This window comes from Variovorax sp. GW822-FHT04E09, from assembly GCF_058800845.1.
Genome location: NZ_JBXAMR010000001.1, coordinates 95,939 through 115,144, shown reverse-complemented (window position 1 = coordinate 115,144; position 19,206 = coordinate 95,939). Strand labels below are relative to the sequence as shown.

Annotated in this window: 24 protein-coding genes; 10 read left to right on the top strand and 14 right to left on the bottom strand. The window is 69.4% G+C overall.

What is annotated here, in order from left to right:
- Nucleotides 1-681 (bottom strand): hypothetical protein, encoded by a 681-nt coding sequence (locus AC1RL8_RS00550; RefSeq protein WP_492685509.1) that lies wholly within the window; start codon nucleotides 679-681, stop codon nucleotides 1-3.
- A 173-nt stretch (nucleotides 682-854) separates the two neighbouring features.
- On the opposite strand from AC1RL8_RS00550, the gene AC1RL8_RS00545 reads away from it, so the two are divergent.
- Nucleotides 855-1,214, top strand: a complete 360-nt coding sequence (locus AC1RL8_RS00545) for a c-type cytochrome (protein WP_492685508.1) — start codon at nucleotides 855-857, stop codon at nucleotides 1,212-1,214.
- Nucleotides 1,215-1,222: 8 nt separating this feature from the next.
- Here AC1RL8_RS00545 and AC1RL8_RS00540 read toward each other — a convergent pair whose 3' ends face one another.
- A complete protein-coding gene (locus AC1RL8_RS00540; protein ID WP_139705350.1) occupies nucleotides 1,223-2,011 on the bottom strand; it encodes a winged helix-turn-helix transcriptional regulator in 789 nt (262 codons plus the stop codon).
- Nucleotides 2,012-2,302: 291 nt separating this feature from the next.
- On the bottom strand, nucleotides 2,303-3,328 hold the full coding sequence (locus AC1RL8_RS00535) for an AraC family transcriptional regulator (RefSeq protein WP_062481146.1): 1,026 nt from the start codon (nucleotides 3,326-3,328) through the stop codon (nucleotides 2,303-2,305).
- A gap of 383 nt (nucleotides 3,329-3,711) precedes the next feature.
- Here AC1RL8_RS00535 and AC1RL8_RS00530 point away from each other — a divergent pair, with 383 nt between their 5' ends.
- The 3 genes from AC1RL8_RS00530 (at nucleotide 3,712) to AC1RL8_RS00520 (ending at nucleotide 6,008) form a co-directional block, all read left to right on the top strand.
- Nucleotides 3,712-4,362 carry a hypothetical protein gene (locus tag AC1RL8_RS00530; RefSeq protein ID WP_492685507.1) on the top strand — a complete coding sequence of 217 codons (651 nt, stop codon included), beginning with the start codon at nucleotides 3,712-3,714 and terminating at the stop codon, nucleotides 4,360-4,362.
- A gap of 158 nt (nucleotides 4,363-4,520) precedes the next feature.
- Nucleotides 4,521-5,231, top strand: coding sequence for a Crp/Fnr family transcriptional regulator (locus AC1RL8_RS00525; protein WP_095745057.1), 711 nt, complete (start codon nucleotides 4,521-4,523; stop codon nucleotides 5,229-5,231).
- A 42-nt stretch (nucleotides 5,232-5,273) separates the two neighbouring features.
- Complete coding sequence (locus AC1RL8_RS00520) at nucleotides 5,274-6,008, top strand: AP2 domain-containing protein (protein ID WP_492685506.1); 735 nt, start codon at nucleotides 5,274-5,276, stop codon at nucleotides 6,006-6,008.
- 91 nt (nucleotides 6,009-6,099) lie between these two features.
- On the opposite strand, the gene AC1RL8_RS00515 is transcribed toward AC1RL8_RS00520, so the two are convergent.
- The 9 genes from AC1RL8_RS00515 to AC1RL8_RS00475 all read right to left on the bottom strand — a co-directional run bounded on the left by AC1RL8_RS00515 (nucleotide 6,100) and on the right by AC1RL8_RS00475 (nucleotide 13,287).
- Nucleotides 6,100-6,354 carry a hypothetical protein gene (locus AC1RL8_RS00515; RefSeq protein ID WP_139140526.1) on the bottom strand — a complete coding sequence of 85 codons (255 nt, stop codon included), beginning with the start codon at nucleotides 6,352-6,354 and terminating at the stop codon, nucleotides 6,100-6,102.
- 94 nt (nucleotides 6,355-6,448) lie between these two features.
- Nucleotides 6,449-7,060, bottom strand: coding sequence for an alkylhydroperoxidase domain protein (locus AC1RL8_RS00510; protein ID WP_492685505.1), 612 nt, complete (start codon nucleotides 7,058-7,060; stop codon nucleotides 6,449-6,451).
- 7 nt (nucleotides 7,061-7,067) lie between these two features.
- Complete coding sequence (locus AC1RL8_RS00505; RefSeq protein ID WP_492685504.1) at nucleotides 7,068-7,691, bottom strand: CMD domain protein; 624 nt, start codon at nucleotides 7,689-7,691, stop codon at nucleotides 7,068-7,070.
- Nucleotides 7,692-7,703: 12 nt separating this feature from the next.
- Nucleotides 7,704-8,774 (bottom strand): putative FMN-dependent luciferase-like monooxygenase, encoded by a 1,071-nt coding sequence (locus AC1RL8_RS00500; protein ID WP_492685503.1) that lies wholly within the window; start codon nucleotides 8,772-8,774, stop codon nucleotides 7,704-7,706.
- Between the two features lie 104 nt (nucleotides 8,775-8,878).
- Nucleotides 8,879-9,448, bottom strand: coding sequence for a hypothetical protein (locus tag AC1RL8_RS00495; RefSeq protein ID WP_492685502.1), 570 nt, complete (start codon nucleotides 9,446-9,448; stop codon nucleotides 8,879-8,881).
- 37 nt (nucleotides 9,449-9,485) lie between these two features.
- Nucleotides 9,486-10,244 (bottom strand): DUF899 domain-containing protein, encoded by a 759-nt coding sequence (locus AC1RL8_RS00490; protein ID WP_159277173.1) that lies wholly within the window; start codon nucleotides 10,242-10,244, stop codon nucleotides 9,486-9,488.
- Nucleotides 10,245-10,270: 26 nt separating this feature from the next.
- Nucleotides 10,271-10,963 (bottom strand): Vgb family protein, encoded by a 693-nt coding sequence (locus AC1RL8_RS00485; RefSeq protein WP_070060429.1) that lies wholly within the window; start codon nucleotides 10,961-10,963, stop codon nucleotides 10,271-10,273.
- A 46-nt stretch (nucleotides 10,964-11,009) separates the two neighbouring features.
- Nucleotides 11,010-12,230 (bottom strand): helix-turn-helix domain-containing protein, encoded by a 1,221-nt coding sequence (locus tag AC1RL8_RS00480; RefSeq protein ID WP_492685501.1) that lies wholly within the window; start codon nucleotides 12,228-12,230, stop codon nucleotides 11,010-11,012.
- A 61-nt stretch (nucleotides 12,231-12,291) separates the two neighbouring features.
- Nucleotides 12,292-13,287, bottom strand: coding sequence for a Bug family tripartite tricarboxylate transporter substrate binding protein (locus AC1RL8_RS00475; RefSeq protein ID WP_492685500.1), 996 nt, complete (start codon nucleotides 13,285-13,287; stop codon nucleotides 12,292-12,294).
- 104 nt (nucleotides 13,288-13,391) lie between these two features.
- Here AC1RL8_RS00475 and AC1RL8_RS00470 point away from each other — a divergent pair, with 104 nt between their 5' ends.
- A complete protein-coding gene (locus AC1RL8_RS00470) occupies nucleotides 13,392-14,321 on the top strand; it encodes a LysR family transcriptional regulator (protein WP_307693819.1) in 930 nt (309 codons plus the stop codon).
- 18 nt (nucleotides 14,322-14,339) lie between these two features.
- On the opposite strand, the gene AC1RL8_RS00465 is transcribed toward AC1RL8_RS00470, so the two are convergent.
- Together AC1RL8_RS00465 and AC1RL8_RS00460 are read right to left on the bottom strand one after the other, a co-directional pair.
- On the bottom strand, nucleotides 14,340-16,187 hold the full coding sequence (locus AC1RL8_RS00465; protein ID WP_492685499.1) for a sensor histidine kinase: 1,848 nt from the start codon (nucleotides 16,185-16,187) through the stop codon (nucleotides 14,340-14,342).
- Nucleotides 16,188-16,198: 11 nt separating this feature from the next.
- Nucleotides 16,199-16,927: a LuxR C-terminal-related transcriptional regulator gene (locus AC1RL8_RS00460; protein WP_492685498.1), complete on the bottom strand. Its 729-nt coding sequence runs from the start codon at nucleotides 16,925-16,927 to the stop codon at nucleotides 16,199-16,201.
- 185 nt (nucleotides 16,928-17,112) lie between these two features.
- Here AC1RL8_RS00460 and AC1RL8_RS00455 point away from each other — a divergent pair, with 185 nt between their 5' ends.
- From AC1RL8_RS00455 to AC1RL8_RS00435, 5 genes are all read left to right on the top strand, one after another.
- Nucleotides 17,113-17,322 (top strand): hypothetical protein, encoded by a 210-nt coding sequence (locus AC1RL8_RS00455; RefSeq protein WP_139705507.1) that lies wholly within the window; start codon nucleotides 17,113-17,115, stop codon nucleotides 17,320-17,322.
- A gap of 138 nt (nucleotides 17,323-17,460) precedes the next feature.
- Nucleotides 17,461-17,898 carry a hypothetical protein gene (locus tag AC1RL8_RS00450; RefSeq protein WP_492685497.1) on the top strand — a complete coding sequence of 146 codons (438 nt, stop codon included), beginning with the start codon at nucleotides 17,461-17,463 and terminating at the stop codon, nucleotides 17,896-17,898.
- Between the two features lie 59 nt (nucleotides 17,899-17,957).
- Entirely contained in the window at nucleotides 17,958-18,491 is a 534-nt protein-coding gene (locus tag AC1RL8_RS00445; RefSeq protein ID WP_095745045.1) for a nucleoside 2-deoxyribosyltransferase, read from the top strand.
- Nucleotides 18,492-18,621: 130 nt separating this feature from the next.
- Nucleotides 18,622-18,897, top strand: a complete 276-nt coding sequence (locus AC1RL8_RS00440; protein WP_070060422.1) for a hypothetical protein — start codon at nucleotides 18,622-18,624, stop codon at nucleotides 18,895-18,897.
- 29 nt (nucleotides 18,898-18,926) lie between these two features.
- Nucleotides 18,927-19,148: a hypothetical protein gene (locus tag AC1RL8_RS00435; protein WP_062480937.1), complete on the top strand. Its 222-nt coding sequence runs from the start codon at nucleotides 18,927-18,929 to the stop codon at nucleotides 19,146-19,148.
- Nucleotides 19,149-19,206: the final 58 nt, after the last annotated feature.

Sequence of the window (19,206 nt, the reverse complement as noted above, 5' to 3'; positions counted from 1 at the left end):
TCAGGAGCGGCGCACGGGCGCCGTGGGGCGCATCGGCGTCTGCGCCAGCACGCGGCAGTTGCCGAACTCGCAGCGCACGGCCCAGGCCACGCCGGTGGTGCACGGCACGCTGTAGTTCTCGTAGCCCGGGCCCTTGGCCGTCAGCTCGGCGCGCGGCTGCACGTTGCAGCGGCCGGCCTTGGCCAGACGTTCCACGTTGTAGGTGTCGATGCCCGTGCGACGCGGCTTGAGCGCGAGCACGGGGTTGAAGGTGTTGCCGTAGAACGTGTCCTGCACGTTCGGGTCGAGGTTGCGGTAGCCGCGCTTGGCCATGCAATGGACGATGGCGATCTGCTGGTGCTCGGCGATCAGCGCGCTGCTGGGGCGGGTGTTCCAGTCGATGACGGCGGCGCTGATGCCGGTGTACGAGGCCGCGGCGACGATGCCCTGGCCGTGCACCGTGATCAGGCCCAGGCCGAGCGCGGCCCACATGGCGTCACCCGATTCGCTGCGCGCGGTGATGCGGGTGGCGGCGGTGCGGCAGTCGGCCACGTCGCTGTCGTAGCGCACCTTGTCCACGCCTTCCATGGCCACCATCGGCACGTACGACATGCCGGTGCCCTGGCCGGGCCCGGGCGGCGGTGCGCTGGCGCATCCGGCCAGAACCACGGTGGCCAATGCAATGCTGAGCGGCAGCTTCATGGGAATCCCTCGTCCTCTTCGCGGTAGTTGCGAGGGATTTAACCATACATATAGTTACTCTTGAATCGACTTGTCGCGAATGAGAGACGACCTCCAGACGGGGCATTCGGGCGACGATCCGGGGTCTGCGACAGGGCAAGGTACAGTTTTCACCCCTCCCCGGTTTCCCCTCCATGCCCTGTATTCCCCGGCTTTCCGCTCCCCACTTTCTCTCGATCGCACTCGCTGCCGCATCCTTCGGTGCCGCAGCCCAGCAGCCGCAACTTTCCGCTGTCGACCTGGCCCGCAAGAACGCCTGCATGGCCTGCCATGGCCTGGTGCACAAGCAGGTCGGGCCGGGCTTCGCGCAGATCGCCGAGCGCTATCGCGGCGACGCCGCCGCGCCGGCACGGCTGGCCGAGAAGATCCGCAACGGCAGCGTCGGCACCTGGGGCCGCGTGATCATGCCGCGCCAGTCGCTGGTGTCGGAGGCCGACGCGCAGGTGCTCGCGCGCTGGGTGCTGGCGCAGCCGCAACAGCCACCCGCGCGCTGAATCGCAGCTCAGGTCGACAGCTGCGACGGCGCGGCCGACGCCACCCGGAAATCCGCCGGGAACGTCCAGGTGCCGGGCGCCTCGCGCTTGCCCAGCTGGCTCAATTGATAGCCCATGCCCCACACCGCGTGCAGCGACAGGCCGTGCGGCTGGTCGACATACAACCCGAGCTTGCGGCGCAGCTTCGACACGTTGGCGTCCAGCGTGCGCGAACCGGCGGCCACACCGCTTTGCCAGCCGATCATTTCCAGGTGCTCCCGGTCCAGCGGCCGGTTCATGTGGCGGAAGAATTCGGCCGCGAGGTCGAATTCGATCGGCGTCAGGCGAATCTCGGTGCCGGCCACGTCGACCATGTCGAACGGCGACAACAGGCTGAATTCCTGCCAGTCGAGGCTGCGCGGCACCACCGGCCGATTGCGCTGGCGCAGAAAGAATTCGAGCATGAAGTACATCTCCTCGAAGGTCGACGGCTCCGGCAGCACGGCGTCGTCGGGGCCGGCGTGCAACAGCGACAACCCGCGGATCTGCCGCTTGCGCGCGCTCATGATCAATGGCGTGTGGTAGCGCAGCGTTTCACGCACCTGGCCCACGAGTTTTTGCACGTCGTCGGGCGCCGACGGAATTGAAAGCAGCAGCGCCTCGAAATTACCGCCGGGCGCCACCTGCGAAATCAATTCGTCGACATGCGCAAATGCGACGGGCGTATAACCCAGCATCTTGACGGCACGACTGGCGTGCCACCGCGTTCGGGGAGAGGGGTCCAACACTGCAATGTGCGGGGAGTTTTGCTCAAACATTGAAAATTACCTTGCACACCGTGGCGTCACAAACTTCTATTTTTGCCCCGTTGGCGGGGAAATCGACTTTCATCATTCAACCCTTCAGGAATAAATTGCTCTGAATTGTTGAAGGCAGACGCATTTTTTTACGAATGCATTTCCAACCTGCGCAATTCCTTGGGAAGTGAATCTATTCCCAAATAAATTTCACAGGTATGAATGAAGAGAACAGAAATATGAGGATCGGGCACGGCGGCCACGCCATGCACCCATCCACCGGCCAGGGCGGCCGGGCCGGCGGCGCGCCGGTCAGCTGACGAGCAACGTGCCGTCTGCCGCGGCCTGCCCCTGCTGCAGGGCAAAGGTGCGCGGCGTGCAGCCGTACTTCTTGCGGAAGACGAGGCCGAAGTAGGCCGGGTCCGCAAAGCCGCAGTCGTAGGCGACCTGGGCGACGAACCTGCGTGCGCCCTCGGGGCTGCGCAGCATGCGGGCCGCGGCCTCGAGCCGGTCGTTCTGCAGGGTTTCGAGAAAGGTCATGCCGCGCGCGGCCTTGGCGAACACCTTGTGCACGTAGCGCACCGACACGTTGAAGCTGGCGGCCAGCTTCTGCGCGTCGATCTCGGTGTCGGCGTGGTGCTCGCGAATCCAGGCGCGCATGCGGGCGTGCAGGTCGCCGTCGCGCGGCGACACGCGCTCGCCCAGCGCGCCCGGCTGCGCCCTCAGGCCGTTCTGTTCCAGCGAGAACGACAGCATCGACATCAGGTGCTCACCGAGCAGCTGGCGCTGCGCGGGGCTCTGGATGCTGCACAGGTGCTCCACGTCCAGCGCCCGCAGGTAGCCCGACAGCATCCCGGCCCAGCCCTTGGCGCCGGCCAGCCGCAGGTCGGTGGACTGGTCCGCATGCGGCAGCCAGCGGTTCACCACCGCTTCCGACAGGCCCAGCGTCCATGAGTTGGTGGCCTCGGTCGAGCGCAGGCGCAGCGGCTGCCAGGAGTCGATCAGGACCATGTCGCCCGCGGCCAGTTCGATGCGCTGGCGCTGCTCGCTGATGGCTAGGCCGCCGTCAAGCTTGATCAGCAGGTGATAGGGATAGACCTCGGCGCCCATGAGCTGGCTCGGGCCCGTGCGCTCGATGGTCGCGCCGCTGCCGTGCACGCGCATGAAGGCCATCCCGGCCGTGTCGACGATGGTGAGTTCCTGCTGGAAGTGGCTGCGCTCGGGGCTGTCCAGCCGCCCCACGTGCGGGCCGATCTCGTCGGCCCAGAAGGCGAACCCGTCTTTGCGCGACACCATGCCGGTGTGAAAGCGCTGGATGCGACTGTCGGTGTCGGACATGCGGCACGCCCCTCTTCCTCCATGCAGCCGGCGCCACGCCAGAAGCCGCGGGTCACGAACGGGAACTCCCGATTTTTTCCTGACAGGTCCGCGTGGACCTCGGATAATTTTTACAAACGATAACAGAGATAACAGCCCGGGTGTTCGGGGGGATGACGCACCGCGCCCACCGGCGCAAGCCACGGTTCCACGCCTTGCCGATCGCCGGTCGGCAGGTCGGTCCGGGCCCGCTTCGCCCTTCGGCCGGCGCTCGCGGCGGGCAATTGCATCCGGATGTGACTCGCGACACATCCGCGCCGCGAAAGCGAATGTCAAAGAAGGGCGCGATTCGTAGCATTCCTTCGGATCGAACGTCAACCGGAACTCTCTCTACTGGGGATGAAATGGCTGCCTTGTTTTTCACGGAACTCGAACCTTTCGGCACGCGATGGCGCGCAGCGCTGGCGTCCTGCCTGCCAGCGCTGCGCCGCGATGCCGAAGTGGTGCGGCCTTCGCCCCCCCCACCGGCGGACCGGGTGTGTGCGCTGGTCTTCATCGCCAACCTCGCGCAGCTTGCCGACTCCGACGGCCCGGAGGTGGCGGCGGGCGTGAGCCGCGAGATCCGGCGCCGGCTCTTCGCGGCCTTCCCGCCGTCGGGCGACACCGACCTGAGCTGCTTGCGCGACGACTGCTTTCTGCTGCGAACCCGCCACGCGCGGCTGGACGACCTGCTGGCCGCGCTCGGGCGCGAGCCGATCCTCGTGAAGGGCATCGCCGCGCAGCCGCAGCTGCATGCCGACTGGATCGCCCTGCGCGACAGCGGGCCGATGAGCCCGGCCGAGATCGAACTGGCACTGTGGGCCGCACAACCGCATCCCGCGCCGACGGCCAAGGGGCGGCCTGCGAGCGACGTCGTGGTGGACGACATCGAGCACGTGTACGACCTGCGCATTGCGCGACAGGGAGATGCCCTGTGGCTGCGCGAGCGCTGTCTGCGAGGTGCCGAGGAACGGGCCCGGATCGACACGCTGTTCGCGCAGCTCCAGCCCGGCTGAGATGGCCTTGCCGCCTTCAGCCCATCGCAGCCCGGCCCGGCGAAGGGGCGCCCGATGGCGAGTCGCCCCGGGGGCGCCGCACCGTCCTGTTCCTTGACCGCCGCCCGTGGATTCGCCCATGAGAACGAACCGCCGATGGTCTCGCAACCCCCTTGGCCATGTATCTCCATCCCCTGATCGCCAGCGTGCCGCCCGACGAGCGCGCCGCCTTGATTCGCAGCAGCGCGCTGCATTCCTACCGGCGCAACGAGATCGTGCTGCAGGCGGACACGCACACCGACCGCATCTACTGCGTGGCCACGGGCCTGCTGCGCGCGGTCGACAGGGACGTGACGACCGATTTCATCCGCCGGGGCGATTTCTTCCTCGGCCCCTCGCTGGGCGAGAACAGCTACCAGGCCACCTCGACGCTGGTGGCCGCCCTGCCCTCGTCCGTCTACCACCTGCCGGTGGCCGCGGTGCGCCGGCTGTGCGCGCTGTACCCCGAGGTGACCATGGGCCTGCTGGAGATCGCGATGAAGCGCGTCGCCATGGTGCGCGGGCAGCTGCGCCGCATCTCATCGCTGTCGTCCGAAAGCCTCGTGAGCCGCGTGCTGCACGAGCTGACGCAGCTGGCGCCTGCGGCCACCGGTGGCTACGACAAGCGCATCACGCAGGCAGTGATCGCGTCGTACTCGGGGCTCTCGCGCGAGGTCGTCAACAAGACCATGCGCGACATGGAAAGCCGCGGGCTGGTGCGCCGCGACGATCAGGGCGTGCACGTGCCGCCGACCTTCGCCTCGACCGATTTCGGCAGCCTGCCGCCGGACGCCCACGAGCTCTCCGACGAACTCTGCGCCTGGAACGGCGACAGCCCCGAAGCGCCGTGACGCGCCGCCTTCATCGGCCCTGACACAAGGACAGCACCGACGATGCCCAAAGGAATTCCGAACCCCATCGACATGTATGGCATTTCGCCCCGCCCCTGGGGCTTCGAGGTGTCGCTCGTGCGAAACGGCGTGCGCTACGCGCGCCTCTTCGGCCACGCCAGCTACGGCGGCCCCCAGCAGGCGCTGCGACGCGCCCAGGCCTGGCGCGACACCATCGTGAAGGAGCATCCGCCGGTCGCGCGCAAGGACCGCGCGCAGACCCTGCGCAACAACAACAAGACGGGCGAGCCCGGCGTCTTCAGCCGCTTGTCCGCGCAAGGCAAGCCGGTGGCCTGGCTGGCCAAGACCTACCTCGGGAACGAGGAAATCCTGCGCGCCGAATTCGACCTCGCCGACTGGGGCCCCGCGGCCCGCGCGCATGCCATCGGCGAGCGGCAACGCCAGCTCGGCCGCATGGTCGGCCTCGCGCGGCTGCACCCCGCCGAAGAAGCCATCCGCCGGCGCCCGCCGCCCGACGACGAAGCGGCGCTGCCGCCCAAGCGCTCGAAGTCGGAGATCGTGCGACGCAACAACACGAGCGGCGTCAGCGGCGTGCAGTTCAAGACGCCGCGCGCGGGCCATCCCGGGTACTGGGTGGCGATCACCTACTCGGCGGGCAAGGGCAGCGTGAGCCGCTCGTTCTCGGTGCGCACGCTCGGCTACGAGGTGGCGCGCGACATGGCGATTGCCGAACGCCAGCAGCAGTTGCAGGCGAAGACGTCGGACGACGACGCCTGAGCGGCAGCAGCGTCCTGGCGAGGATTTGCAACGCCGCCCTGGCGTGAAAAGCGCGATTTCATGCGCAGTTATTTGCGGGACACCACACCAGCTAGCGCTGGTTCTGCTGCTCGCTCCTGTGCGCAATGACCGCATCGCGCACCGCGCGCTTCGGCGCCAGCTGCGGCTTGCCGCAACCGCTGCAGCGATAGAAGCGCAGGCCGGGCAGGAACTTCATCCACGACCGCCGGTGGATGCGCTCCAGCCCGGCCAGTCCGCATCGGCAGCGGACGAAAGGATTGCCGAAGGCCGGGCCGGGCGCGCGGCCGTGGCGTGTCGTTGCGTACCCAGGAGCGTCGGTGTGCATGCGGGTCATCGTGCCGACCCAGGGGCACGCCGCACGCCCGACTGTGATCCCGCTCACTTGCCGCCGCAACAAATCCGCGCGCGGCGGCGCGGGCCTACGTGACAGCAGGCGCCTGCGGTTCGCCCAGCGAGAGCATCAGGCGGTTGGCCCAGTTGAAGAAGGCCGCGCCATGCACGACATCGGCAATCGCCAGGTCGTCCAGCCCCTGCGCGCGCAAGGCGTCGACATGCGCGGCCCCAAAGGTCGACGGCGTGGCCGACAGCGCGACCGAGGCCTGCACGATCGCATTCCATCGCGCGCCCAGGTCGGCCTGCACGCCCTCGTCGAGCAGGCGCTGCACGTCGTCCGTGCGCTGCGAGAAATGCGAGGCGAAGCGCGCATGCACCGAGGCGCAGTAGATGCAGCCGTTGAAGCGCGAGGCCGCGGCGGCCGAGAGCTCGCGCTCGGCGCGCGGCAGGCCGGCGTCGGGGTTGTAGAAGATGTCCTTGTCGGTGCGCGTGCGCGCGCCGAGGATGTCGGGGTCGCGTGCCAGCAGGCGGAAGTACGGCGACTTGGCGCGCGATGCGTCGACGAGGCCTGCGTAGTGGCGCTCGGTCAGCTCGTCTTCGGGCAGCGGTTCGAGCCAGGGCAGCCATTCGAGCTGCGCCTGCGTGAAGGCGCGCGGGTGCGTGTTGTGGGGATGGGTCAGGGTCGATTCGGTGCTCATGGGGCGCTCATGCAGAAGGGGTGGCCAGCGCGCGCAGGCCGACGACGACGCGGATCTGGAACGCAAGGAACGCCACCAGCTGCGACAACGTGACGATCTCCGTGGTGCGCCATCCCGCATCGAGCAGCGCCTGCAATGCGGCCGGACTGGCGTCGCGCGGGTGGAAGACCAGCAGGTGCGCATGCGCAAGGCCAGCCGACAGCCGTTCGCCCAACACCGCGCGCTGCGCCGCATCGACGGCGTAGACCGGGCCGGCCGCGTCTTCCACGCTGAGCGGACCTTCCGGATAGCGGCCATACGGCCCTTGCGTGGCACCGCGTGCAACCTCGGCCCCGATGGCCCTCGCCACGCCCTGCCCCGCCAAGGCCTCGGCATAGAAGCGCGCCACCTCGGGCTGCCCATGCAATCCGGCGACGAAGGTCGCGACGGCGAAACGGTCTGCGATCTCGAAGTGCCCGGCGACGGGCTCGGTCGGCGCGAACAGCGCCAGGTAGCTCTGCTGCGCCTGCGTGCGCGCCTGCTCGCGCTGCGCGCGCAGCCGGGCGAGCGCACTGCCGGGCGCGATGCCCACCAGCCGGTCGATCACGTCGACAGCCTCGGGAACGGGAGAAGAAGAAACAACGACATTCATGGAAACAACAGCCTAGAGAAGCGCAAGCGATTGAAGGTCCGGCACGCCCGTGTCGCGCGCCCAGCCCAGGGCCGGTGCGACGACCGTGGCGGTCAGTTCGATGGAACGCAGGATGGCCGCATGCGGCGGATCGACCGAATGCACCTGGCACACGAGGTCGGTCACGCGCGCGAGCGTGCGGTCGGCGCGCAGCGAGGCGATCACGTCGTCGGGCGCGCCGACATGCACGTCGTACGCGGCGATCAGCTGCTCAAGCGGCGCATCGGCGCGGACGCGGTCGGCCAGGCCGATCTGCCCCGTGACGGCGGCCTGCACCACCGCGCGGCGCAGCCCGGTCTCGGCCAGGCGCAGCGCCTCCTTGCGGGTGTCCGCCACGAACACGCTGCGCGAGCCCACGATGCGCGGTGTGCGCCCCGGCGGCAGCGCGGCCAGGTAGGCGTCGATGATCGGGTCCTGCAGGTCGGCCAGCGATGCATCGGGCGCCTGCGCGGTACGCGGCTGCGTGCGCGAGAGCATCAGCCCGTCGCCGGCCGTGCCCGCGCGCGTGCCGCCACTCACCGAGAACGTGGCCTGCCAGAGCCGGCCGAGCAGTTGCGCGCCCGCCGGGTACAGCGTGTCGTCGCCGGGCAGCGGCCGGCCGGCCCAGGCGTCGCGCACCGTGGCGAGCTGCCGTTCGAACAGCGCCGCGCGGTCGTCGCTGTCCAGCCCGAAGGCCGCGAAGGACGCGGGCGTGCCGCCCGTGCCGACGCCCACTTCGAGCCGACCGCCCGAGAGCAGGTCCAGCACGATCGCATCTTCGGCCGTGCGCACCGCGTTCTCCAGCGGCAGCGTGACGATGCCCGTGCCCAGGCGGATGCGCCGCGTGCGTGAGGCCACGTGCGCGAGGAAGACGAAGGGCGACGGCAGGCCGCCCTCGTGTTCATGGAAATGGTGCTGCGCCACCCAGGCGGAATCGAAGCCGAAGGCCTCGGCATGGGCGATCTGCGCGGTGACGAGGCGGTAGCGCTCGGCGGCGGGGACATCGTCGAGCAGCCGGCTGAAGAAGCCGAGCCGCTTGCGCGGGGAAGTGAAGGTACCGGGCATCCGAAGGCCTGTGGGGTCGAGAGCCTTCGAGTGTTGCGCCGCAGGCCGCTCGTATGGAACGCCGGTTTTCGCGTTTGCTTATGCGCTTTGCGCGCATCGCGCGTTCAGTGCGGCATCGCAGGTGATCGCCGTGTGAAGCGCCGCAGCCAGCCCACGCCCGCCCCGGCGCCGACGGCCATCAGCCCGGTGGTGGCCAGCATCGCCGCCGTGTGGAGCGCGACGGCGGCGAGCGCCGGCACGAGCGAACCACTCATCGCGCCCTTCGCTGCATCGCCCATGCACAGCGGGATCAGCGCCGGCACCAGCATCAGCCCGGCACCGTGCGCGGTGGACATCATGAAAGACCACAGCGCCAGCCCCGCATGCCCCGCCGGCGCACGCGCCATGGCGGGCAGGCGCCCCGACAGGTGAACAAGCGCGCCCCCCGCGAACAACCCGCCGGCCAGCCACTGCAACAGGCCCCGGTCCATCGACAGGCCGAAGGCGACCGCAATGACCACGAGCGCCACTGAGGCGACGTGCCCGACACCGATCGGCCACAGCGCCCGCAGCGCCTGCGCCCGGTCGTGCGAACGCAGGCCCCAGGCGGCGGCGAACATCCAGCCGGTGGTGGGGTTCAGGCCGTGCAGGACGCCCATTCCCGCTACCGCCAGCCAGGGCCAGAGGCTTGCCATGATGCGGACCGATCGGCACGCCAGGTCGCGCGCTTTCTTAGGACTGCGCGTGGCAGCAACCACCCGCCGCCGCAACAGGCGCGGGCTCGTAGCGGTCGTGGTGACGGATCCAGTCCATCGCGTAGGACGGGTTGTGCTCGTCGCGGCCCTTGGGCACGAGGTCGAGCATGTTGTAGGTGCCCATCATCACTTCCACGCCGCGACCGTAGGTCGAGTAGGTGTGGAACACGTCGCCGGCGTCGTCCTTGAAGAACACGCTGACGCCGGGTGCCTCCTCGCTCGGGAACGGCTGCTTCACGTAGTTGTAGGCAACGGCGCCGCTGGCCATTTCGTCGGGCGTGAAGCTCACGCCGAAGTCGTGGTTGAAGTCGTTGTCGTGCGACGAGACCCAGGCGAACTGCCAGCCCATGCGTCGGCGGAAGGCCTCGATGTGGGCGAGCGGCGCGCGCGAGACGGCCACCAGCGTGACGTCGCGGTGCTCGAGGTGCACGCGCATGCCGTCGGAATGGTCGGCCATGAACGAGCAGCTCTGGCAGCCCTGCTCCCAGTCGGGGCCGAACATGAAGTGCTGCACGAGCAGCTGGCGGCGGCCTTCGAACAGGTCGGCCAGCGGGCGGCGACCTTGAGGGGTGTCGAAGACGTAGGCCTTCTCGACGCGGGTCCACGGCAACGCGCGGCGCTCTTCGGCGATGCGGTCGCGCAGCTGGGTCAGTTCCTTCTCGCGCGCCAGCAGCGACTTGCGCGCGTCGATCCAGCGCTCGGGGGTCACGACGGTGTGATTCACTGGGGTGTTCATGGTGTGCTCCTTGGCGTGTGTGTCGTTCAGGCCGTGGCCGTCTTCGGGCGGCGCACCGCGCGGACCTTGCTGGCCCGGCCGTCGCCGGCGTAGAAGAGCCCCGCGCCGTCGGACTCCAGGCCGCTCACGCCGACGCCGCTGGGCATTTCCAGCCGCGCGATCACGTCGCCGCTGGCGGGGTCGATGCGGCGGATGTCGCTCTGGTCGCCTTCCCAGGTGCCGTGCCAGAGTTCGCCGTCGACCCAGGTCACGCCCGTGACGAAGCGGTTCGATTCGATGGTGCGGCGGATCGCGCCCGTCGCCGGGTCGATCTGGTGGATCTTGCGGTCGCGGTACTCGCCCACCCAGAGGCTGCCTTCGGCCCAGGTGAGGCCCGAGTCGGAGCCGTTGCCGGGCGCGGGAATCGAGGCCAGCACCTTGCCGGTGGCGGCGTCGATCTTGTCGATGCGCGCCTCGACGATCTGATAGAAGCAGGTGCCGTCGAAGGCGGTGCCGGCGTCGCAGGCGACGTCGATGCGGCGCGTGGCTTCGCCGCTCGCGGGGTCGAAGGCGACCAGTTGCCCGCCGGTGGCGGCCCACACCTGGTGGCCGTCGTGCGTCACGCCGTGGATGCGCTCCACGCCTTCGAACGGGCCGTACTCGCGCACGATCTGCGCGGCCTGCACGGCGCCTTCGAAACGGTCCTTGCCTGCCTTCTTGCTCTGACTGCTACTGCTCATGGTGGGCTCCTGTAGGTGCGCCACGGGGTAGCGCATGAGCCCGACTCTATTCAATCGGCAGCGCGGCGGGGAGTAACAAGATCGTCGTGAATCCCGCCAGCGGCGGGGCCAGCCAGCGGCGCGCCCTCGCCTGCCCGATGGCGCGCACGCGCCGTTCGGCCTCGAGCTCGGCCAGCGCGCGCTGCACGGTGCGCTGGCTCGCGCCCAGCGCCAGTGCGAGCGCCGAGGTCGACCAGGCCGCGCCGTCGGACAGCAGCGCCACCAGCGAAGCCTGCTCGCCGTCGATGGGCGGTGCCAGCACCACCACCGGACGCGCATCCAGAGGCTGGAGGATGAAGCCCTGCGGCGTGGCCTCGATGCGCGCCATCGGCTTGACGAGCGCGCGCAGCCGGCCGATCTCGACGCGCAGCCGCGCGCGGTGCGTTTCGTCGGGGTCGCGGGTGCGGAAGGCGTCGGCGATCAGCGCGTCGCGGTCGACATCGCCGGGCCAGGCCGCGGCCAGCGCGCGCGCCAGCGAGAACAGCACCGGCCGGCGCGCGAGCGAACGCCAGGTGTCGCCGCCCCCCACACCGCGTCGGCAGGCATCGACGACGAGCGCATCGGACGCGAGCAATGCTTCGACTTCGTCGAGGCGCAGGGCCTGTTCGCCGCTTGCAGCGATGCGTCGTGCGGCGGGACGTTCGAGCGCGGCGCGCGCCTCCGCCACCTCGGCCAGCAGCGCCGGCACGCGCGCACGCCAGGCCGCGTCGTGCGCGCGGTCGAGCGCCGCGCGTGCCGCGGCGGTGCGCAGCGAACGCAGGGCCAGTTCCGCCGATGCCAGCTCGGCCACCGCCGCCAGCAACGGCGGCAGGCTGTGCCCGTCGAGCAGCGACAGCGCGGCGGCGGCCTCGTCGAGCCGGCCGAGCAGCAGCAGCCGGCGCGCCGCGATGAGCCGCGCCTGCAGCGCATTGGCCAGGTCGTCGCGCGCCTCGAGCGTGGCGGCCGCCGCAGTCAGCGCGCGCGGCGAGCCGCCCAGGTCGCGCATCGCGAGTGCCACCTCGGCCTCGGCGACGACGCAGCGGGCACGTGCCAGTTCTTCGTGCGCCCCGAAGCCGCTCGCGGCACGCCGCAGCAGCTCGCGTGCACGCGGGTGCTCGCCGAGCTGGGCCATGGCGATGCCGCGCAGCGCGAGCGCCGGTGGGTCGTCGCGCAGGGCCACGCGCTTGAGGGCGCCCAGCGCGTCGCCGGCAGCGAGCGCGCGCGCGGAGGCGGCGATGAGGGAATCCATGGGGCGACAGGCTACAACACCGCCGGTGCGCCGCGGCCCGCCCCCTCACGAGGCGGCGTCGTCAGTCCAGCGAGATGCCGCGCTCACGGATCAGCGCGTGCCACTTCTTCGTCTCGGCGAAGGCGTAGGTCTTCATCAGCACGCTGTCGCTCGGCACCGGCTCCCAGCCGCCTTCCTGCAGCCTCTTGCGCACGCCCTCGTTGCCCAGCGCGGCCTGCATCTCCTTGGAAAGGCGCTCCTGGATCGCCGCGGGCGTGCTGGCCGGCACGACCAGCCCCTGCCATGCGTAGGCTTCCGAATCCTTGAAGCCCTGCTCGCCCACCGTGGGCACGGCAGGCAGGATCGGCAGGCGCTTGGCGCTGAACGCCATCAGCGGAATGACCTTCCCTGCCTGGATGGCGCTGAGCCCCGAGGAGGTATCGACGACCATCAGCGGCACCTGTCCGCCCATCAGGTCCTGCAGCGCAGGCGCGGCGCCGCGATACGGCACATGCATCGTCGACAGGCCGCTTCGGCTCAGGAACAGCTCCATCGCCAGGTGGTGCGGGCTGCCGTTGCCCGGCGAGGCGTACGACAGCGTGCCCGGCTTGCTCTTGAGCTGCTCCATCAGGGCACCGATGGTCTTGAGGTTCGTCGAGGGCGCCGCCACCAGGACCAGCGGCGTGCGCGCCATCAGGCCGAGCATCGCGAAGTCGCGGTCGACGGCATAGGGCAGCTTCTTGTAGAGCGCGGGGTTGTACACGAGCACGCCGTTGTCGGCCGTGAACACGGTGTAGCCGTCGCCCGGCGACCGGGCCGTGACCTCGGCGCCGATGATGGCGCCGGCACCGGCGCGGTTGTCGACGATCACCGGCTGGCCGGCCTGCACCGACATCTGCGCGCCGATGGTGCGGGCCAGGAAGTCGCTGCCGCCCCCGGCGGGGTAGCCGACGATCCACTTGATCGGCTTGGACGGAAAGGCCTGCGCCTGCGCTTGCGCGGGAGCCCCCGCGAAAGCAAGCGCGGCGGCCGCGAGCGAAAGAAAACCGCGGCGCGCAAGGCGATGAGAAACGGGCATGAACGATGTCTCCTGGCAGTGGTTGTTGTGATGGCGCTGCGATTGGATGCGAGCTTCATTCATGGTTCAATCAGATATTTCTTTCCCACTTATCGGACAAACCGATGAATGTCACGTTGCGCCAATTGCGCGCCTTCATCGCGGTGGCCCGCGCCGGCAGCGTGACCGAGGCCGCCCTGCGGCTGCACATCACGCAGTCGGCACTGAGCGGCCTCATCAAGGACCTGGAGTCGAACCTGGGCGTGCAGATGCTTCACCGCACGACGCGCAGGCTGCAGCTCTCCAGCGCGGGCGAGGTGTTCCTGCCGATGGCCGAGCGCATCCTGCAAGACCTGGGCATGGCGCTCGATGCGGTGTCCGACCTGCGCGAGCTGCGCACCGGCACCGTGCGCATCGCAGTGCCGCAGGTGATGGCGTGCACGGTCATGCCGGAAATCATGGCCGCCTTCGCCCGGAAGTACCCCGGCATCCGCGTGCGCCTGCAGGACTCGATGGTCGAAAGCGTGCTGGGCCGGCTCATCAACGGCGACGTGGACCTGGCCATCGGCCCCGAGCGCGACGCGCCCGCCAACGTGGTGGCGCGCACGCTCTTCACCCTGCCCTTCCTCGCGGTGCTGCCTCCGGGGCATCCGCTCACCAAAAAGCAAAGGGTCGCCTGGAGCGACCTGGTCCGCTACCCCGTGATCTCGCTGCAGGGCGAATACACGCAGCTGCTCAGCGCCGAGCTGTATGCGTCGCCGGGTCGGCTGGAGTTCAGCCCGACGCATGAAGTCGCCTTCCTGACGACGGCGCTGAGCATGGTCGAGCACGGCCTGGGCGTGACCACCTGCCTGCCGTATGCGGGCGTGCTGCTGCAGCGCCAGCAACTCGAATTCCGTCCGCTCGTCACGCCCGTGCTCAGCCGCAAGTTCCAGGTGTGGCTCAACAAGGACCGGGGACTCTCGCCGTCGGCGCAGGAGTTTCTGGACTTCCTGCTGCAGCACATCGAAGACCATCCGGCGCCCGAGGTGCGCGCGTTCCGCAAGGCGCGCTGAGCACGCGCGCAGCGCGCCTCAGCTGCTGCCAGCGCCCATCACGGGTGCCTGCACCCTCGCCGCCAGCCGCGTGCCGCCATCGCCCGCATCGATCTGCAGCGTGCCACCGATGCGCGCCATGCGCGCCTGCATGCTGCGCAGGCCCAGTCCGCCGATCGATGAGGCGACCGTCACCGCGTCGAAGCCCACGCCGTCGTCCTCGACGCTCAGCAGCACGCCCGCTTCGCCATCGGCCAGCAGCTGCACGCGCAGGGTCCGTGCGCGGCTGTGCTTCACCACGTTGGCCAGCGCCTCCTCGAGCAGGCGCGTGAGGCCCAGCACCTGGCGCGCAGACAGCGCACAGGGCCAGGCCGCGGGGGTCTGCCAGTGGCTGCGCACGCCCATCTCCTCGAACAGGCGGCCGAAGCGGTGGCGCATCGGCGCCAGCCATTGCGTGGGCGTGGCGGCGACCGGGGCCGCGCCGCCGCTGTGGGTGTCGATGATCTGGCGCAGGTCGTCGCGCAGCGACTTGAACATCGACAGGTACTGCGGCCGCTGCAGCGCCTCGCCCGACTGTTCCACCAGCGCGATCGAGCGCACCAGCGAACTGCCCAGGCCGTCGTGCAGGTCGTGCGCCACGCTCAGGCGCTCGTGCAGCCGCACGTTGTCGAGCTCCAGGCGATGTTCGCGGCTGAGCGTGTCGGCCAGCTCGGTGCGCGCCCCGCGCACTTCGCGCGCCAGCTCGTCGTTGAAGCTCTCGACACGGCGCAGGCTGCGCGTGAAGCCACCCGCCAGGATGAGCGACATGCCGATCATGATCAGCGGCGCCGTGACCACGGTGTAGCCGAAGCGGTCGTCGATGACGCGCAGGATCATCAGCGCGTCGTGCACCGCGGCCACCAGGAAGCCGAAGGCGCACAGGGCCAGCAGCAGGTGCTCGGTTTTCTTCGTGTCGAGCGCGCGCAGGATGAACTGCACGCACACGGCCATGAAGAGCAGCGAATACACGATGAACACCGCCAGCGTCGCGACCGACAGCGCAGGCTGCGGCAGCAGCGCGATCGCCGCCACGGCCAGCGCGGCCACGGCCCACAGCGCGCGGCTCAGGCGCGGAAAGCGCTGGCCGCCAAAGTGCCACATGAACATGCAGAAGCAACTCACGTACAGGACCATCCAGGCCGTGATCCAGCGCGACCAGGCGTCGGTGGAGGCGAACGGCCACGGCAAGGTGCTGACGACGGTGTTGCTCGCGAACACCAGCCAGGCGATGGCGCTGAGCGCGTACCAGCCGTAGGCAACCTCTTGCCGGCGCATGAGCCACAGCACGAGGAAGAAGCAGCCCAGCGTGATCGAGATGACGAGGTTGACCGCGGGCAGCACGCGCGCGAACAGGCGGCGTTCGTCGTGGTACGCCACCGCCGCGTCCGCCGTGCCGAGCACCACGCGGCCCAGCCCCGAGCCGTACATGCTGCCGCCCACCACCTGCACCCACAGCGTGTTGGTGCCGGGGTTCAGTGCGGCGGCCGGCAGGAAGAAGACGCGCGGCGTGTTCCAGCTGCGGCTCAGCGGCTCGACCAGGCTGGCGTCGCGCCAGAGCAGGTTGTCGTTCAGCGAGATCGCGCCGGCCATGCTCAGGTAGTCGAAGGCCACGCCCAGCTGCGGCGCGTCGTCGCGGCCCGCGCAGGGGCGCTGCCAGTCGATGCGGTACCACACGATGCCCTCGAAACCGGGCCAGCGCGTGGCCCAGTGGTCGGGCAGCGTCACCGGCTGCCAGCCATCGATGGGCGGCGGTGCTTCAGGCCCCGCGCCGGCGGTGGCGCGCACGGCCCGCACGCTGTCGATGTGCGGTGCGCACGCCTCGGCCGCCCATGCCGTGTGCGCGAACAACCACCACAGGCTCAGGCCAGCAAGCCACGCGAACGCGCTGCGAAAACGGCGCGCGTGCGCGAGGAAACGGTGAGCTTGCGGTAGATGTTCTTGATGTGGCATTCGACGGTGTGCCGCGACAGGAAGATCTGCTCGGCTATCTCGCGGTTGGTCAGGCCTTCGGCAACCAGCTGGAGGATCTGCAGTTCGCGCGCGGTCAGCACATCTTCGCCGACGCGACCCGGCGTGGCCGGCGGCGCCTGCGTGAGGTCGAGGATGCGCCGCGCGATGAACGGATCGATCGGCGCCCCGCCGCGCAGCACGCTGCGGATCGACAGCAGCAACTCCAGGTCGTCGCGCTCCTTGAGCACGTAGCCGGTGGCGCCGGCGCGCAGCGCGTTGAGGATCAGGTCGTCGGTGCTCCAGGCGGAGATCACGAGGATGCCGGGGCCGTCGTCGGCGTTCATTGCCGCACCGGTCGGCGCGCTCATCTGCGCGATCAGCTCCACGCCGTTGCCGTCGGGCAGGCCCAGGTCGACCAGCGCGAGCGCGAACGACTGGCGCGCGAGTTCGATGCGCGCATCGGCCAGCGTGGCCGCGAGCACCAGCACGTCGTTGCCGTAGCCCAGCTGGTTCAGGATGCCGACGATGCGCCGCTGCATCAGCGCGTCGTCCTCGACGATGAGCACGGGCGCCGGCAGGTCGGGGCTGGGCGGCGGCGTCATCGCCGGGCCGTCGGGGTGGGGAGGGAAAGCGGGCATCAGGACGGTTCGGACAAGGGGGCAAGCATGCCCGAATCATCACCCAGGCTCCGCGCGCGAGGCTGCAGTGTCCCCTCGCCGTGGCCCTGCGGCCATCACCAGATCTGGGGGTTCTGGTGGCACGGCGCGGCATCGGTCGGCCTTCGCCTACAGACAGGCACCACGCGAGCGGACATGGTGGCGCCATGACACATCCGATCGAACTCATCATCGACGAGCCGGCTCCCGGATCCTTTGTCTGGCGGCTGCTTGAAACCGACACCGACGGTGCGCATCCCACCGTCCTTCGCTGCGCCTTCGACCCGGTCGAGAGCTACGAGCTCGCCCTGGCGTCGGGACAGCGCGCCCTGCGCAGCGAGATGCGCGCGCACGGCACTACAACGGAAGGCCACTGAGCGTCAGCATGCGCTGACGGCGGCTTCGCGAGGCGTCCTACCGCTCTCGCGTCGTCGGTTCCTAGGATGGTTTTCGGGCGCCGGTTCTCTTGCGCTTGTCGCAGTGAAGCAACCGCCGGCGCCTTCAAGGAGATGACCATGCAAAGAAAGCTCATGTGGATGTGCGCCGTTGCCGTGTCCTGTCTCACGGCCGTGTCGGCACAAGCGCAAGTGAACCCGCCGCCCGCGGCCACGGTCGATCCGGCGGTCGCCGAATACAAGGCGGCCCGCGACAAGATCTCGGCCGACTACAAGACCGACCGCGCCGCTTGCGATGCCATGAAGGACAACGCCAAGGATGTCTGCGTCGAGGAAGCCAAGGGCAAGGAAAAGATCGCCAAGGCCGAGCTCGACCAGAAGATGAAGCCCAGCGACGGCAACGCCCGCAAAGTGGCCGAAGCCAAGGTGGAAGTGGCCTACAGCATCGCCAAGGAAAAATGCGACGACCAGAAGGGCGAGGCCAAGTCGACCTGCGTGAAGCAGGCCAAGGCCGAAGAAAGCAAGGGCATGGCCGAAGTCAAGGCGATGAAGAAGTAACCAGCCGGGCCGCAGCCCTTCCCGTTGGCGCTGGCCGGGGGCGGTCGCATACTCGACAGATGCCCTCCTCTTCCACGCGTCCACGGGTCTACCTCGCCGGCCCCGACGTGTTCCGGCCCGACGCCGCGCAGTACTTTGCCGCGCTGGCACTGGCCTGCGACGCGCTCGGCATGACGGCCGTGCCGCCGTTCGACGGCAAGGCGGCCGGCCCCGACCCCGCGCGCCGGATCTACGAAGAAAACATGAAGCTGCTGCGGTCGGCGGACGGCGTCATTGCCAACCTCGCGCCGTTTCGCGGGCTGGAGCCCGACTCGGGCACGGTGTTCGAGGTCGGCGTGGCCATCGCCCTGGGCCTTCCGGTGGCCGCCTACGGCGTTCCGCCAGGCACCTATGCGCAGCGCGCCGCCACGGCGGGCGTCGTCGGCCGCGACCCGGACGGCAGCCTGCGCGACCCCGAGGGCACGCTGATCGAGGATTTCGGGCTGCCGCTGAACCTGATGCTGGCCTGCTCGGTGCGCTTTGCGGACCTGGCGACCGACGCTTTGCGGGTGCTGGCCGAGGTGCTGGGGTCTGCACCTGCCCAGCGGCAGTGAGCCAAAATTCGTGAAATAAGTCACAAATCAAAGGCAGGACATCACCAATTCTGGGGAGAAAGCCCCGAGAAGTAAGCCTTTTAGCCTCTTTTTGCGTTGGACACGCCAACGCCCCAAAAAGGAGGCCCGGATGCCCCCCTCAGATCAACAAGCAGTTTTCGAAGCGGCGGGCCGCCTGGGTTCCATGGAGGTCCTGACCACGCAGACCAGCGCCGTCGTCTCGATGCTGCGCGCGCTGTACGCCGCGCACCCCGAGCCGGCCAAGGTCCGCTACCACTTCGACCGGCTGATCGGCCAACTGCTGACCAGCCCCTACCTCAGCCACGACCCGGATCACGCGCTGATCCTCCAGGACACGGCCGCGACCCTCGTGCGGCCACCGCTCGAACCCGACCCGGTGCGCTGAGCACCGATGCACACCCAGGAGACACTGAAATGAGTTTTGAAAAAATCAAGCTCCGGTTCGGCCGGTCGTTCCGTCGCGGCGATCGCGTCGTCTGCGAAGGCCGGCTCGGCACCATCACCGGAGCGACCTATCCGCATGTGCGGGTGCGCTTCGACGGCCGGCAGATTGCGGTGCCTTGCGATCCTTGCGAACTGCATGTGGGCACGGCGCCGATCGCGACGCTGTCCGCACTCGAACCGCAGCCGTCCTGAAGACATCGCCTCGCCTTTTCGGCGGGCAGCCACGCATTGCGAGCAGACGCAAAAAAGC